The organism is Altererythrobacter sp. CAU 1644 (genome assembly GCF_029623755.1).
Taxonomy (GTDB): Bacteria; Pseudomonadota; Alphaproteobacteria; order Sphingomonadales; family Sphingomonadaceae; genus Erythrobacter; species Erythrobacter arenosus.
The window spans coordinates 153577-167684 of record NZ_CP121106.1 but is presented as its reverse complement, the minus strand read 5'-3'; the positions used below and the strand labels follow the sequence as shown (position 1 = coordinate 167684).

Below are 14108 nucleotides of genomic sequence, written 5' to 3'. Positions count from 1 at the left end.
TCACTTCAGCGGCAGGATTTGTCGGATGATATAGTCGGCGGCTTCTTCTGGTGTCATCGCGACGGTGTTGACCACGATGTCGGGGTTTTCCGGAGCTTCATAGGGGCTGTCGATCCCGGTGAAATTCTTGAGCTTTCCTTCGCGCGCCTTCTTGTAGAGGCCCTTCACGTCGCGTTCTTCCGCGACTTCGAGCGGCGTGTCGACGAAAATCTCGATGAACTCATGCTCGGCCAGCATGTCGCGAACCATCTGCCGCTCGGCGCGGAACGGGCTGATGAAGGCTGTCAGCACGATCAGGCCGGCGTCAGTCATCAGCTTGGCGACTTCGCCGATGCGGCGGATGTTCTCGATCCGGTCGGCTTCGGTGAAGCCGAGATCCTTGTTGAGCCCGTGGCGCACGTTGTCGCCGTCGAGCAGGAAGGTGTGCCGGTTCATCAGCGCCAGCTTCTTCTCCACCTCGTTGGCGATGGTCGACTTGCCCGATCCCGAAAGGCCGGTGAACCACAGCACGCGCGGGGTTTGGTTCTTCATCGAGGCATGATGCTCGCGGGTGATATCGGTCGGCTGCCAATGGATGTTCTGCGAGCGGCGCAGCGAGAAATTGAGCATGCCCGCCGCAACGGTCGCATTGGTGATCTTGTCGACCAGGATAAAACCGCCGAGCGTGCGGCTGTCGACATAGGGTTCGAACACTAGCGGCTTGTCAGTGTGGACCTCCGCCACGCCGATTTCGTTCAGCTCGAGCGTCTTGGCGGCAAGTCGTTCGAGGCTGTTGATGTCGATCTCGTATTTCGGCTCGCGCACCGTGGCAGAGACAGTCTGGGTCGCCAGCTTGAGCCAGTAGCTGCGCCCGACATGCAGCGCATCGTCGGACATCCACACGATGGTCGCCTCGAACTGGTCGGCTACCTGCGGCGGGGCGTCGGCGGCGGCGATCACATTGCCGCGCGAACAGTCGATTTCGTCTGCCAGCGTCAATGTGACCGATTGACCCGCTCCGGCTTCATCGAGGTCGCCGTCGAAGGTTACGATCCTCTCGATCGTGCTGGTCTTGCCCGAGGGAAGGACCCGGATCGGGTCGCCCGGACGCACTTCGCCACCCGCGATCAGCCCGGCAAAGCCGCGGAAGTCGAGGTCGGGGCGATTGACCCACTGCACCGGCATTCGGAACGGCTTGTCGCGATCGACAGCCGAGCGCACCTCGACGCTTTCGAGATGGTCGACGAGGCTGGGCCCTGAATACCACGGAGTGTTGGCAGATGGTGAGGCGGTGATATTGTCGCCACGAAAGCCCGAGATCGGGATGGCGGTAAAGCTCTCTATCCCGATCTCGCTGGCGAACTCGCGATAATCGCTGACGATCTTGTCGAAGGTCGCCTTGTCGTAATCGACCAGGTCCATCTTGTTCACCGCCAGCACGATATTCCTGATGCCGAGGAGGTGGCAGATGTAGCTGTGCCGCCGGGTCTGGACGAGTACGCCCTTGCGCGCATCGACCAGAATCACCGCGAGATCGGCGGTCGAGGCGCCGGTCACCATGTTGCGGGTATATTGTTCGTGGCCGGGGCAGTCGGCGACGATGAACTTGCGTTTCTCGGTATTGAAGAAGCGATAGGCGACGTCGATGGTGATGCCCTGTTCGCGCTCGGCGGCGAGGCCATCAACCAGCAGGGCGAAATCGATTTCCTGCCCCTGCGTGCCGACCCGCTTGCTGTCTCTCTCGAGCGCGGCAAGCTGGTCTTCGAAGATCATCTTGCTGTCATAGAGCAGGCGACCGATCAGCGTCGACTTGCCGTCATCGACGCTGCCGCAAGTGATGAACCGCAGCATCGTCTTGTGCTGGTGCTGGTCGAGATAAGCGTCGATGTCCTCGGCAATGAGGGCTTCGGTCCGGTAAATTGCGTCGGTGGTGCTTTCCTGAGCCATCAGAAATAGCCCTCCTGCTTCTTCTTCTCCATTCCCGCACCGCCGGCATCCTTGTCGATCACGCGCCCCTGCCGTTCGGAAGTGGTGGTGAGCAGCGTTTCCTGGATCACCTCGCTCAAGGTGGAGGCCTCGCTCTCGACCGCGCCCGTCAGCGGGAAGCAGCCGAGCGTGCGGAAGCGGATCGATCGCTCGGTGATCTCGGGGCGATGGCCCATGACCTTCTCCAGTCGCTCGATGTCGTCGGCCATGAACAGACCGCCCTCATATTCGAAGGTCGGGCGCTTTTCGGCGAAGTAGAGCGGGACGATCGGAATGTCCTCGAGCTGGATGTATTGCCACACGTCGAGCTCGGTCCAGTTGCTGATCGGGAAGACGCGGATGCTCTCGCCCCGATTCTTGCGCGCGTTGTAGAGGTTCCACAGCTCGGGGCGCTGGTTCTTCGGGTCCCAGCCATGGCTGGCGGTGCGGAACGAGAAGATCCGTTCCTTGGCGCGGCTCTTTTCCTCATCGCGCCGTGCACCGCCGAAGGCCGCGTCAAAGCCCCATTTGTCGAGCGCCTGCTTGAGCCCCTCCGTCTTCCACATGTCGGTGTGAAGCGGGCCGTGATCGAACGGGTTGATGCCGCGCTCCTCCGCTTCGGGGTTCTGATAGACCAGCAGTTCCATGCCGCTTTCCTGCGCCATGCGATCGCGGAGTTCGTACATCGCCTGGAACTTCCACGTCGTGTCGACATGCAGCAGCGGGAAGGGAGGGGGAGCAGGGTAGAATGCCTTGCGGGCAAGATGCAGCATCACCGCGCTATCCTTGCCCACCGAATAGAGCATCACCGGCTTGTCCGCCTCGGCCACCACTTCGCGGATGATGTGGATCGCCTCGGCTTCGAGCCGCTGAAGGTGGGTCAGGGGAGTGTGTACGGTCATGATGCCTCGCCTTGCAGAGCGGCGATGCATAGATGATGCGAGGTGGCTTGAACCTCCCATATGGGAGGTATATGTAGCATGCCATGCGTGTTCCCAACCTTGGTGAGACCGAGCTGCTCGTGCCGCTCCACGATGGTGTCTTCGAGCAGCCGATGTGGCGCACCTTTCTTGAGCGATTGCGGGCTGTTACCGAATGCGAGCTAGCCGGATTGATTGTGCGTGCCCCAGAGGGTCCGCCCACCACGATGCTGGCGGTGGCGCCTGGTGAGCGGCCGCCGCCGGTGCAGCATCTGTTCGGGCGAGACAGCCGGTTGGGCGAGATGCGCGAGGGCAGGGTCTATTCGCCCGATGAACTGGCCGGGCTGGATGCCCCGGATCTGCTGATGACAGAAAATCGGCACCTGCGCATGGTGAGAATGCACGAGGCCAGCGGTCTCGAAGCGTGGCTGCTGCTGGCGAACGGCGAACCCGTACCGACGTCTGTGGCAAACCTGATGAGCGCGCTTGTTCCGCATCTGCGTGTCGCCTTGCGAGTGTTGGCGCGGCTCGAACGTGAGCGGGCGCGCGCCTCGATGAGCGCCGGCGCGGTCAGCCACATCGATTTCGGCTGGATCTCGATCGACCGCCAGGCGCGGATTGTCGATCACGATGAGCAGGCCGACAGGTTTATGAGCCGCTCGGGCGTGTTGCGTCGGGGTGCCTACGATCGCCTGACGCCTTCCTCTCCCGCAATCGACCGGCAACTGATGGAACTGACGAAGGAGTTTGCCGCCGATCCCCAGGCGCGGCCGCGCGCCATCAATCTCAGCCAGGATCCGTGGATCGACGTGCTGGTCTCTCCCGTCCGGGTCGAAGCGCTCTCGGGCGACAGCAAGGCGGTGGCGGTGGTCTATTTCCGCGGCGAAGAAAGCTCCTCGGCCGACCGCTGCCAGCAACTGGTGGATGTCTTCAACCTCACGCAGAGCGAGGCGCGCTTCGCGTGGTCGATCGCGCAGGGCCTGTCTATCGCCGAAGCGGCGGAGAAACACGGCCTGACCATCGAAACCGCGCGCAATTACTCGAAGAAGATCTATTCCAAGACCGGCGCCAAGGGGCAGGTCGATTTCATGCGCCGTGTGCTGACCAGCGTCGTGGCACTGACCGTCCACTGATCCCGGCGGTCTCGTGGGGCGGCTCGCTTGGACCGGTTGGCGTGGAAGCCTTGATGCTGCTCAATGCGTAGTTCCGGCTTCCCCGGCTAGCAAATGCTGGCGACGGCCCTAAAATACAGATTGCAAAGGAGCATTTCCATGAGCGGTTCGGACAGCGCGATCGAGGCAGCAAGGGCGCAGGCCGCACGCGCGCTCGCCGACGAGAGCCTGCGACCAGAAGTGGAGGCGTTCTTCGATACGGCCACCAACACCGTCAGCTATGTCGTCCATGATCCCGCCACGAAGCAAGCCGCTGTCGTCGATCCGGTGCTCGATTTCGATGCCAGTTCAGGGCGGACCGCGTTCACTTCGGCAGATGCGGTGATCGAATATGTGACCGAGCACGGCCTCGAGGTGAAATACCTCCTCGAAACGCACGCCCATGCCGATCATCTTTCGGCCGCGCCCTATCTGCAGCAAAGGCTCGGCGGAAAGATCGCGATTGGTGAGCATATCACCACCGTGCAGGAGGTGTTCGGCAAGGTTTTCAACGCTGGGACCGAGTTTCAGCGCGACGGCTCGGATTTCGACCTGCTGTTTGCCGATGGCGATACCTTCGAGCTTGGCGCGCTGCCGGTCACGGTCCTCCATGTGCCGGGACATACCCCAGCCTGCATCGCTTACGTGATCGGAGACGCGGCCTTTGTCGGCGATACGATGTTCATGCCCGATTATGGCACGGCGCGAGCGGATTTTCCCGGCGGGGACGCCCGGCAGTTGTTCCGCTCGCTCCGGCGCATCTTGACGCTGCCGGACGAGACGCGGCTGTTCATGTGCCACGACTACCTGCCGCAGGGGCGCAACCACTACGTGTGGGAGACCACCGTCGCGGCAGAGCGAGAGGGCAATATCCATGCCCACGATGGGATCAGCGAGGACGAGTTCGTGACGATGCGCGAGGCGCGTGACGCCACGCTGGACATGCCCAAGCTGATCCTGCCATCGGTCCAGGTCAATATGCGTGCGGGCCATTTGCCCGAACCGGAGGAGAATGGTGTGCGTTATCTCAAATTGCCGGTGGATGCGATCTGATGCTGCCCGGCTATCCTGATGCCGAACCGCTCGCTGGCCTTGCCGGCGGCGTCCTGATCGGCTTGGCGGCGGCGCTTATGCTGCTGGGTGCGGGGAGGATTGCCGGGGTCTCCGGCATCGCGGCGCGCGCCTTCGGCATCAGCGACAGCGGCATCTCGCGCGACGGCGCCTGGGCCTTCATCATCGGCTTGCCGTTGGGGGCACTGATCGTCGCCTGGCTCTCGGGCGGACTTGAGGCCAGCTTCGCGACTCCCGTTCCGCTGGCCATTGCCGGATTGCTGGTCGGCATCGGCACGCGCATGGGGAGCGGCTGCACCAGCGGACATGGCGTGTGCGGAGTGAGCCGCCTGTCACGCCGCTCGCTCGTCGCCACCGCCACCTTCATGGCCGCCGGCATTGCGACGGTCGCCGCAATGAACGCGCTGGGCTTCGAGGTGCTGCAATGATCCGCCGCATCGCACCGCCGCTGCTGTCGGGCACCGTGTTCGGAGCGGGGCTCGCGCTTGGCGGAATGACCAATCCCGCGCGGGTGCGGGGCTTCCTCGACCTGTTCGGTGATTGGGATCCCACGCTGGCATTCGTGATGGGCGGGGCAGTGATCGTCATGGCGATCGTCTGGCGCTTCCAGAAAGGCATGGCGCACCCCTTCTTTGCCGAGAAATTCTCGCTCCCCGAACGGGTGGACCTCGAACCCCGGCTGATCGGCGGCGCCGCGCTGTTCGGAATGGGCTGGGGCGTCGCGGGCCTGTGTCCGGGCCCGGGTATCGCGGCACTGGTGATCGAACCCAGCGCGGCCGCGATATTTATCTTCTCCATGCTCGCCGGGATGGGCCTGGTGCGTCTCATAGAAAGTTGAAATTCATGGATATTCGCCAAGTCGACAGCAATTTCGCAGTCGCCCCGCAGATCCGGCCTGAGGACATGCAGTCACTTGCCGATGCGGGCTATGTCGCGATCATGTGCAACCGCCCCGATGGCGAGGAGCCGGGACAGCCCGATACCGCCACCATGCGGGCAGCGGCGGAAGCGGCCGGGCTTGCCTTCCATCATGTGCCGGTTTCCGGCGGACAGTTTCCCCAGGCCGCGCTCGAACAGTTCAGCGCCGTTCGCCGCGAGACCGACGGGCCGCTGCTCGCCTATTGCCGGACCGGCACGCGGTGCATCACGATGGAAACATTGTCGAACCCGCAGGGTCTGTCGGTGGACGAGCGGCTGGGTCGCGCGAGCGCGGCAGGTTACGACCTCTCGGCCCTGGCAGGGCATCTGCGGGACTAGATTGAAGAGGGTGGTGCCTCGGGGCGGATTCGAACCACCGACACTGCGATTTTCAGTCGCATGCTCTACCAACTGAGCTACCGAGGCGAACACTCTGCGTGCGATCCCGTGGGGATCGGCGAGCCGCTGGAGGGCGCCCTATGGCGAAGCAGCGGACGCTTGGCAAGGGGGTAAATCAGTCGCGCTCCTCGCGCACGACCTTGCCTGCAATTTCTTCTGGAGACGCTGGCCGACCCGGTACCGCATAGCCATCGCCGAACCAGCGCGCGAGATCGCGATCCTTGCAGCGGGTCGAGCAAAACGGCGCGTGTTCCGCGCTGCGCGGTTTCTTGCAAATGGGGCAGGGCTTGGTCGTCGTCATAACGGCACCGCCTGCGCGAAACCGGCTTCGAGTGCAAGGCCGGGATCGGCCTCTATCCGCACCTCGCGCCCGGTTCGGCGGGCGAGCTCTTCGATCCACTCCGGCTTGAGCTTGGCCTTGACGGCCGGATGCACGGTCAGCAGCAGGGCACCGGGTTCGGCGACCGTCTCCGCGCGCCGTAATGCCATCCGCGCGCAGGTGCCGACGCGGCTGGTGGCAAAGCGGTGGAGCAGCGATGGCCCCTCGAGCCGCGCGACGATCTGCACGAAACCGAAGCCGTTCATCGCGGTGCGCTCGTGCGGCCAATCGGCGAGCGCGCTATCGAGCGCGGCATCGATCGCCTTGCGCTCCGCCTTGGCTTCGATGGTGGGGAAATCGATCCCGATGGAGCCGCCGAGATCGAATTGCCGCAGCGACGCGGCGAGCGCGGGAATCGCAGCCAACGCCAACTCGCGCGGCGCAATGTCGCCGTCGATATCGATCAGCGTCATTGCGGGTGTTACGCTCAGCAGCAGCGATCCGCCCGCAAAAGCAACTTCACCTGAAGATGCAGCATCCCACACCTCTTCCCACAGTCCTGCCGGGAATCGGCGAACCTCGCGTGCTTCGGCAAAGACGTCGCGTTCGCCCGTTTCGGCATCCCCAGCCGCAATGCGCCCCTGCGCGCGCTTCAATCGACCGCGCTCGGCTATCGGAGCGCGTGTCAGCATGACGTCGACCTGCGATCCCTCGCTTGCCGAAACCGGCACCCGGTCGAGCAGGATTTCGAGCCCGCTCTCCGTCAGCCCGATGGCCCGGTTCGAGCCTTTGGAACGATGGGTGAGCCGAGCCTTGACCCTCTGACCGGCAGAGGGCTCACCAGGCCAGCGCATCCGGGTCGCGAGCACCTTGTCGCCTTCCACCAGTATCGCGCGATCTTCGCCGATCCCGCGCTCGACCAGCGACTCAGCCAAGGTCGAACCCTGCCGCTTTCAGCAGCGCCCGCGTTTCAAAGAGTGGCAGGCCCACGACGCCCGAATGGCTGCCCTCGATCCAGGCGATCAGTCCCTCCGCAGCGCCCTGGATAGCGTAGCCGCCAGCCTTGCCATGCCATTCGCCGCTGGCGATGTAGGCGTCGATCTCCTCGACAGAAAGGCGTTTGAAGCGGACCGTGGTCTCGCTCAGTTTCTCGCGCAGCTTGCCGTCGGGCGCACGCAGGGCGATGGCCGACAAGACGCGGTGACGGCGTCCGGAAAGAAGTTCGAGGCACTTGCGCGCCGTCGCCTCGTCCTCGGCCTTGGGCAGGATCCGGCGGCCGGCGGCGACGACCGTATCACCTGCCAGCACATGATCTTCGCTCTCGGCTGCCTCGGCCTTCTCTCGCGCCATCCGGATGGCATAGTCGCGCGGCAATTCCCCCTTGAGCGGGGTCTCGTCAATATGGGCGGGGGTGACGGCGGCGGGCTCGACACCAAGCCGCGCGAGAAGCTCGCGCCGACGAGGGCTGGCCGATGCCAGCACCAGGCGTTTGGCGGATGGGGGCGCGCTCATGGTAGAGCGGCGCGCTTATTGCGGGCCGGGACCGCCCCGGCCGGGCATGAAGCGATAGGTAATACGCGCCTTGGTGAGGTCGTAGGGCGTCAATTCGCACAGTACCTCGTCACCGACCAGCACGCGGATGCGGTTCTTGCGCATCTTGCCGGCGGTGTGGCCAAGCACCTCGTGGCCGTTTTCGAGCTCCACCCGGAACATCGCGTTGGGCAGCAATTCCACCACCTTGCCGCGCATTTCGAGGAGTTCTTCTTTGGCCATGTACGTCCTTAACCTGTGTTGCAGTGCATTTCTGGCCGCGCCCTTTAGCTGCGCGGAGGAGAAAAGGGAAGCCTTGAGCGTTCAGCACCCATCAACGGCCAATCGGGCGAATAGCTGACAATCATGAAACTGGTGCAAACCGATACATTCCAAGAGCTTGTCGTGCGCGGCGAATTCGTGAAGGGGCGGCGGATATGACCATTCGCCAATCGCTCATGCTCGGATGCGCGTTCGTAGCCACTTTCTCGCTCCCGTTGCGCGCGCAGCAGGTGCCGGCCGAACGCGGGGATGAGGGCGCCATCCAGGGCTCAATCGTGGTCACGGGTGAGCGCCTGCGCGGGCAGCTCGATGTCGAACAGGCGCCGGTCCTCGAACTGAATGCGGCCGATATCGAGGCGGTCGGTGCCACCTCGGTCACCGAACTGCTCGAGGCGATTGCGCCGCAAACCGGGTCGTCGCGCGGGCGTGGAGGCGGCCAGCCGGTCTTTCTCGTCAACGGGATCAGGATCGGCAGCTTCCGCGAACTGCGCAGCTATCCGCCCGAGGCGATCGCCAAGGTCGAAGTGCTGCCGGAGGAGGTGGCGCAGCGGTTCGGCTTCCCGCCCGATCGCCGCGTGGTCAACATGATCCTCAAGGAGAACTATTCCAGCCGCGAGATCGAGCTTGAATTCGAAGGGCCGTCGCGCGGCGGCTATTTCGTGACCGAGCAGGAAGCGACGCTGCTGACGATCAACGATGGCGCGCGGCTCAACATCAATGCCGAGATCCAGGATACCTCGCTGCTGACCGAGGCCGAGCGCGGGGTGATCCAGACCCCCGGATCGCTGCCCGATGTCGCGGGCGATCCCGATCCGGCGGATTATCGCAGCCTCGTCGCCGATGGTCTCACCGCGGAACTGACCGCCAACTGGGCCAAGGCGCTGATCGAAAGCGGTACTTCGCTCAGCCTCAATGCCTCCTACGAGCGCGAGCAGGCGCGCAGTCTCTCGGGCCTCAATTCGGTGATGCTGGTCGATGCTGGCGGGGCGGAGGCGTTTCGGACCTTCGGCGTGGACGATCCGCTCGAACGCCGTACTTCTTCCGACAAGATTTCGGCATCGGGGTCGATGAATCGCCGGTTGGGCGACTTCGATCTGACTACAACCTTCGATGCGATTTATACCGAGAGCGAGACCGAAATAGACCGGCGGTTCGACACGACCGCGTTGCGCGATGCCGCGCTGGCCGGGACGCTGGCGCTCGATGGCGCGCTGCCGCGGGGCGCGGATGCGGGCTTCGATGTCGCTCGCGGCAGGACAATCACGGGCGAAAGCAAGGCGACGCTGGTCGGGCGCCCCATCATCCTGCCGGCCGGAGAAGTCAGCACCTCCTTCGATGTCGGCCTCGACTGGAAGAACATTACGAGCAGCGACACCCGCACCGCGCTCGACACCGACCTGACCCGGCGGCGGCTGGATGCGGGGACCAACATCACCGTGCCGATCGCCGAGCGCGGCGGCGCTTGGGGGGCGCTCGGCGATCTGAGCCTCAACCTGGGCGCGGGCTTCGAAGACCTATCCGATTTCGGCACGCTCTACGACTGGAGCGCGGGGCTGACCTGGGGCGTGACCAGCGATCTGACGCTCACCGCGACCTACATCATGGCCGACGAGGCACCTTCGCTGACCAATCTGGGCGCGCCGCAGGTGCAGAGCTTCAACGTGCCGATTTTCGATTTCACGCGCGGCGAGACGGTGCTGGCGACGGTGCTATCTGGCGGCAATCCCGACCTGCTGGCGGAGCAGCAGCGCGACTGGAAGTTCAGCGCCAACTGGGAACTGCCGTTCTGGAAGGATACGCGGTTCTCCGCCGAATATATTCGCAACCGCTCCTCCAACGTCACCCGCAACTTCCCGGCGCTGACCGACGAGATCGAGGCGGCATTTCCCGATCGTGTCGTGCGGGACGGGGCGGGGCAGCTGGTCTCGCTCGACCGACGGCCGGTGACCTTCGCCCGGACCCGGTCGGAACGGCTGGTGTTCGGCCTGTCGACCCGCGGCAATTTCGGTGCCGGACGGCCGGAGGCGGGTGACCGCCCGTCGGACACCCCGCCGCGCGAGGGCCGCCGCCGGTTCGGTGGCGGCGATGGCCCGCCCAATCCCGAGCGGCGCGCCGCCTTCATGCGGTTCCGCGAGCGCGTCTGCGCCGAGGATGGCCTCGAGGTGCTGGTGCAATTCGCCGAAGCGGCGGCGCGCGGCGAGGATCTCTCGGCCAGCTTCCCCGACTTCGATCCCGAGCGTGCCGCGCGGATGCTCGAACGGATGCGCAGCGAAGACGGCACGATCGACCGCGACCGGATCGCGCAATTCCGCGAGCGCATCTGCAGCTTCGACCCCTCTAGAATGGGGCAGGGACGGCGCGGAGACGCCGAAGGGCAGGCGGGCGGGCCAGAATCCCCGCGCGGCCGGCGTGGGCCCGGAGGAGGCCCCGGTGGTCCCGGCGGCTTCGGACGCGACGGTCGCGGACGATATTTCGTCAACCTGACCCACACGATCGAACTCGACAGCACCATCCTCATCGCCGACGGACTGCCGGTGCTGGATGTTCTCGCCGGTGAAGGCGGGGGCGGAATACCGCGGCACAAGACCTCGCTCGAGGCCGGCATCTTCCGCAATGGCAAGGGGATGCGACTATCCGCGCGCTATACAGGCAAGGAGACCATCGATGGCGGCGATGCTCCTGGCGCGAGCGACCTGACTTTCGGTGACCTGGCCACCGTCGACCTGCGCGTCTTCTTCGACCTCGGCCGCCTGCTGAAGCAGGACGAGGGATTCCTCAAGAACTTCCGCGTTTCGTTCCGTGCCGACAATGTGTTCGATGCGCGGCGCCGCGTGACCGACGAGAACGGCGAGGTGCCGCTCAGCTACCAACCGGCGCTGATCGACCCGACGGGCCGTTATATCGGCATCGACCTGCGCAAGATGTTCTGACGCACGCCGCCCGGCTACGCTCAGGCGTAGCCGGTGGTCGGGAACATCCACTTCTGCGCGATCGACGGTTCGAACGGCATCCATACGTTCTCGGCCTGCGCCAGCCGGTCGGCGATGGCGATCATCACCGAGGGGTTCACGCCGAGCCCGCAATGGCTGGCATAGACCTCGATGTTCTCGGTCGGCGACTTGCTCGGCTTCTGGACCGATCCGCGCCAGTGAACCACTCCATCGGTCTTGGTCAGGATCGAGGTGGTCGGCACCGGCGGGGCGACGTCGAGACCCTGGAAGCGCCCGCCGCGCATCGGTTCGGGCTCCTTGCCGTTGAAGAATTCGAACAGGCGCGCCGCATTGGTATGCTTGCGATCATCCGAGATCGGGCTGCCGAGCGAGATCACCAGCCGCACGCGGTCGGGGTGCAGCTTGGCCAGTTCGCGCGCCAGCACGCCGCCGAGGCTCCAGCCGATCAGCGACACCTTCCGCCCGCTGTCGTCATTCAGCCGCATCAGCTGGGTTTCGAGGCGATGGAGCAGGGCATTGTCGACCCGCACATTGCGCCCGCTGTCCCAGCCATGCGCGTCATAGCCGAGGTCGCGCAGCAGGTTGCGCATCGGGACGGTCGAATTGTTTGTCGCCATGAAGCCCGGAAGGACCTTGACCGTGTGGCCGTCACCCTTGGGCAGTTGCGACAGCAGGGGTCGCGCCAGGTAGAATGACCCGAGTTCGAACAGCGCTCGCCCCTCGCACAGGGTCCAGAAGCGGCTCGGAGGCCGGGGGCTGAGGTCGTGTTCGAGTTCGAGTTCGCTTTTCGGCATGGCAATGCTGGCCACAAGTGCTCCCCTAGGTTGTTTTCTTGGCTATTTTCTTCGGTTTGGCGGCAGGTTTCTTCGCGGCCTTCGGTTTCGCCGCGGATTTCGGCTTTGCTACCGCCTTGGGCTTGGGCGTCGGCTTGCCCCTGGGCTTCGGTGCCGGTTTTGCCGGTGCCTTGGCCTTCGCGGTAGTCTTGGGCTTCGCTGCGGTCTTAGGTTTGGTGGCGGTCTTGGCTTTGGTCGCCGCCGCCTTCTTGGCTGGCGCCTTCGCCTTCGCGGTCGCAGCCTTCTTGGCTGGAGCCTTGGCCTTGGGCTTGGAGGCCGCCTTCTTCTTGGCTGCCGGTTTGGCCTTCGGCTTGGCCGGAGCCTTGCCGTCGAGCGCCTTCGCCGCAGCCAGCAGTTCCGCGAAGCTTTCCTCGATGCACTCGATGTAGAAATCCGGATCTGGCAGCAGTTCGCGGCAGGCGGTGAAGCTGATCGTCGCCTCGTCGCAATAACTCTGCACGACATGGCCGAGGCCGAGCCCGTCGGTCAGGCACAGCAGCCCCATCATGCTCTCTAGCCGGGCGCCGGTCGAATAGATCGGGATCGGCGGGCCGGGGACGTTGGTGACCACGGTCGAGAACACCGGTCCGACGCCGCGATTGGCAAGTCCGAGGCGAGTGTAGAGCTGCGCACCCAGCGCCATGAACAGCGCGGGGCTGACCTTGCTGATCTCGGTCATGTTGCGCGCGCCCAGCGCGTCGGTCATCGCCTTGGAATTGGTTGTGCGCGAATGGACATATGCAAGCCGTTCGGCCGGATCGTCGATATGCGTGCCGAGCGGCGCGATCATGGCCGCGACCTGGTTGCCCATGTCGCCCTTCTCCTCGCCCGAACGGACCGAGATCGGCGCCATCGCGGTGAGGGTCTTCTTGGGCAGGTCCTTCTTCGCCAGCAGGTATTTGCGCATCGAGCCACCGACGATGGCGAGGAAGACATCGTTGACCTTGCAGCCAGGAACCAGCGCCCGGATCGCCTTGATGTCGTCAAGCTTGAAGCTGCGGCCCTCGACCACGCGATGCGGGGAAACCACCTTGTTGAAGCGCGTCTTGGGGGCGACCATTTCGCCGGAGAGGTTGAACTCCTTCGAGATCAGCCCCTTGATCGTCTTGGCGAGCCCGGGCGCCGCCTTGGCCGCGACTTCGAGCTGCTTGAGTGGGTTGGTGACCGCGTTGAAATAGCTCTTGCCCAGCAATTCGACCGGATTGGGGATCCTTTCCGGCTTCCACTTGTCGGGGCCGGGCGGGGGCGGATCGTCGGGCTTGAGCGTATGCGTCGCCTCCATCAGGTCGATCCCGCTCATCCCGTCGATTGCCGCGTGGTGCACCTTGGTGACCATGGCAAAGCTGCCCTTGGCCACACCGGGAATATTGTCGAGCCCTTCGACGACGGTGAATTCCCACGGCGGGCGGTTGAGATCGAGCGGACGGGCAAAGATGCGCGCGGCCTGGATGCAGAGCTGCCGCCAGTCGCCGGGCTTGGGCAGCGAGATATGCCGGATGTGATATTCCAGGTCGAAATCGGGGTCTTCGATCCAGTAGGGATAATCGAGATCGAAGGGGACGCGCACCAGCCGCTGTCGGATCGTCTTGGAGAGCTGCATGCGGCTCTCGAAGAAATTGAGGATGTCCTTGAAGCGGACGAAACTGCCGGGCGCGGTCTCGGGATTGTAGATCAGGATCGAGCCGATGTGCATCGGCGAGTTGCGCGTTTCCATCGCAACGAAGCTGGCGTCCATGCCCTGCAGTTGGCGCATGTGTTCCTTTCCGCACGGCCGTCCCGCTAAGCGAGCG

14 protein-coding genes and 1 tRNA gene are annotated in these 14108 nt (G+C 64.5%); 6 read left to right on the top strand and 9 right to left on the bottom strand.

What is annotated here, in order from left to right; translation table 11 throughout:
- Both cysN and cysD read right to left on the bottom strand, forming a co-directional pair.
- Positions 1–1926 carry a sulfate adenylyltransferase subunit CysN gene (cysN, locus tag P7228_RS00900; RefSeq protein ID WP_278016345.1) on the bottom strand — a complete coding sequence of 642 codons (1926 nt, stop codon included), beginning with the start codon at positions 1924–1926 and terminating at the stop codon, positions 1–3.
- A complete protein-coding gene (gene cysD, locus P7228_RS00895; RefSeq protein WP_278016344.1) occupies positions 1926–2876 on the bottom strand; it encodes a sulfate adenylyltransferase subunit CysD in 951 nt (316 codons plus the stop codon). The genes cysN and cysD overlap by 1 nt, the downstream gene beginning before the upstream one ends.
- A 53-nt stretch (positions 2877–2929) precedes the next feature.
- Between cysD and P7228_RS00890 the strand changes: the two genes are divergently transcribed.
- The 5 genes from P7228_RS00890 to P7228_RS00870 all read left to right on the top strand — a co-directional run bounded on the left by P7228_RS00890 (position 2930) and on the right by P7228_RS00870 (position 6343).
- A complete protein-coding gene (locus P7228_RS00890) occupies positions 2930–3997 on the top strand; it encodes a helix-turn-helix transcriptional regulator (protein ID WP_278016343.1) in 1068 nt (355 codons plus the stop codon).
- A gap of 138 nt (positions 3998–4135) precedes the next feature.
- Positions 4136–5068 (top strand): MBL fold metallo-hydrolase, encoded by a 933-nt coding sequence (locus P7228_RS00885; RefSeq protein WP_278016342.1) that lies wholly within the window; start codon positions 4136–4138, stop codon positions 5066–5068.
- On the top strand, positions 5068–5514 hold the full coding sequence (locus P7228_RS00880; protein WP_278016341.1) for a YeeE/YedE family protein: 447 nt from the start codon (positions 5068–5070) through the stop codon (positions 5512–5514). The genes P7228_RS00885 and P7228_RS00880 overlap by 1 nt, the downstream gene beginning before the upstream one ends.
- Positions 5511–5924 (top strand): DUF6691 family protein, encoded by a 414-nt coding sequence (locus P7228_RS00875; RefSeq protein ID WP_278016340.1) that lies wholly within the window; start codon positions 5511–5513, stop codon positions 5922–5924. The genes P7228_RS00880 and P7228_RS00875 overlap by 4 nt, the downstream gene beginning before the upstream one ends.
- A 5-nt stretch (positions 5925–5929) precedes the next feature.
- Positions 5930–6343 (top strand): TIGR01244 family sulfur transferase, encoded by a 414-nt coding sequence (locus tag P7228_RS00870; RefSeq protein ID WP_278016339.1) that lies wholly within the window; start codon positions 5930–5932, stop codon positions 6341–6343.
- 11 nt (positions 6344–6354) lie between these two features.
- On the opposite strand, the gene P7228_RS00865 is transcribed toward P7228_RS00870, so the two are convergent.
- The 5 genes from P7228_RS00865 to infA form a co-directional block, all read right to left on the bottom strand.
- Positions 6355–6430 (bottom strand) — tRNA-Phe (locus tag P7228_RS00865).
- An 88-nt stretch (positions 6431–6518) separates the two neighbouring features.
- Positions 6519–6704 carry a DNA gyrase inhibitor YacG gene (yacG, locus tag P7228_RS00860; RefSeq protein WP_278016338.1) on the bottom strand — a complete coding sequence of 62 codons (186 nt, stop codon included), beginning with the start codon at positions 6702–6704 and terminating at the stop codon, positions 6519–6521.
- On the bottom strand, positions 6701–7657 hold the full coding sequence (locus P7228_RS00855; protein ID WP_278016337.1) for a ribonuclease E/G family protein: 957 nt from the start codon (positions 7655–7657) through the stop codon (positions 6701–6703). Before P7228_RS00855 ends, yacG begins: the two co-directional genes overlap by 4 nt.
- Positions 7650–8234: a Maf family protein gene (locus P7228_RS00850; protein WP_278016336.1), complete on the bottom strand. Its 585-nt coding sequence runs from the start codon at positions 8232–8234 to the stop codon at positions 7650–7652. The genes P7228_RS00855 and P7228_RS00850 overlap by 8 nt, the downstream gene beginning before the upstream one ends.
- A 15-nt stretch (positions 8235–8249) precedes the next feature.
- A complete protein-coding gene (gene infA / locus P7228_RS00845) occupies positions 8250–8495 on the bottom strand; it encodes a translation initiation factor IF-1 (protein WP_047806247.1) in 246 nt (81 codons plus the stop codon).
- Positions 8496–8689: 194 nt separating this feature from the next.
- Between infA and P7228_RS00840 the strand changes: the two genes are divergently transcribed.
- The gene (locus P7228_RS00840) at positions 8690–11464 is read left to right on the top strand and encodes a TonB-dependent receptor (RefSeq protein ID WP_278016335.1); all 2775 of its coding nucleotides are present in this window, start codon (positions 8690–8692) and stop codon (positions 11462–11464) included.
- A gap of 20 nt (positions 11465–11484) precedes the next feature.
- Here the strand turns inward: P7228_RS00840 and P7228_RS00835 are convergent, their stop codons facing one another.
- Both P7228_RS00835 and P7228_RS00830 read right to left on the bottom strand, forming a co-directional pair.
- Positions 11485–12294 carry an esterase/lipase family protein gene (locus P7228_RS00835; RefSeq protein ID WP_278016334.1) on the bottom strand — a complete coding sequence of 270 codons (810 nt, stop codon included), beginning with the start codon at positions 12292–12294 and terminating at the stop codon, positions 11485–11487.
- Between the two features lie 10 nt (positions 12295–12304).
- Positions 12305–14071: a WS/DGAT/MGAT family O-acyltransferase gene (locus P7228_RS00830; RefSeq protein ID WP_278016333.1), complete on the bottom strand. Its 1767-nt coding sequence runs from the start codon at positions 14069–14071 to the stop codon at positions 12305–12307.
- Between the last annotated feature and the right edge of the window lie 37 nt (positions 14072–14108).

Bases quoted from the DNA above. Each gene is read 5' to 3' on its own strand.
- yacG (WP_278016338.1), bottom strand. From the start codon at position 6,704: ATGACGACGACCAAGCCCTGCCCCATTTGCAAGAAACCGCGCAGCGCG.
- P7228_RS00840 (WP_278016335.1), top strand. From the start codon at position 8,690: ATGACCATTCGCCAATCGCTCATGCTCGGATGCGCGTTCGTAGCCACT.
- infA (WP_047806247.1), bottom strand. From the start codon at position 8,495: ATGGCCAAAGAAGAACTCCTCGAAATGCGCGGCAAGGTGGTGGAATTG.
- cysN (WP_278016345.1), bottom strand. From the start codon at position 1,926: ATGGCTCAGGAAAGCACCACCGACGCAATTTACCGGACCGAAGCCCTC.
- P7228_RS00850 (WP_278016336.1), bottom strand. From the start codon at position 8,234: ATGAGCGCGCCCCCATCCGCCAAACGCCTGGTGCTGGCATCGGCCAGC.
- P7228_RS00885 (WP_278016342.1), top strand. From the start codon at position 4,136: ATGAGCGGTTCGGACAGCGCGATCGAGGCAGCAAGGGCGCAGGCCGCA.
- P7228_RS00875 (WP_278016340.1), top strand. From the start codon at position 5,511: ATGATCCGCCGCATCGCACCGCCGCTGCTGTCGGGCACCGTGTTCGGA.
- cysD (WP_278016344.1), bottom strand. From the start codon at position 2,876: ATGCATCGCCGCTCTGCAAGGCGAGGCATCATGACCGTACACACTCCC.
- P7228_RS00880 (WP_278016341.1), top strand. From the start codon at position 5,068: ATGCTGCCCGGCTATCCTGATGCCGAACCGCTCGCTGGCCTTGCCGGC.
- P7228_RS00890 (WP_278016343.1), top strand. From the start codon at position 2,930: ATGCGTGTTCCCAACCTTGGTGAGACCGAGCTGCTCGTGCCGCTCCAC.
- P7228_RS00870 (WP_278016339.1), top strand. From the start codon at position 5,930: ATGGATATTCGCCAAGTCGACAGCAATTTCGCAGTCGCCCCGCAGATC.
- P7228_RS00830 (WP_278016333.1), bottom strand. From the start codon at position 14,071: ATGCGCCAACTGCAGGGCATGGACGCCAGCTTCGTTGCGATGGAAACG.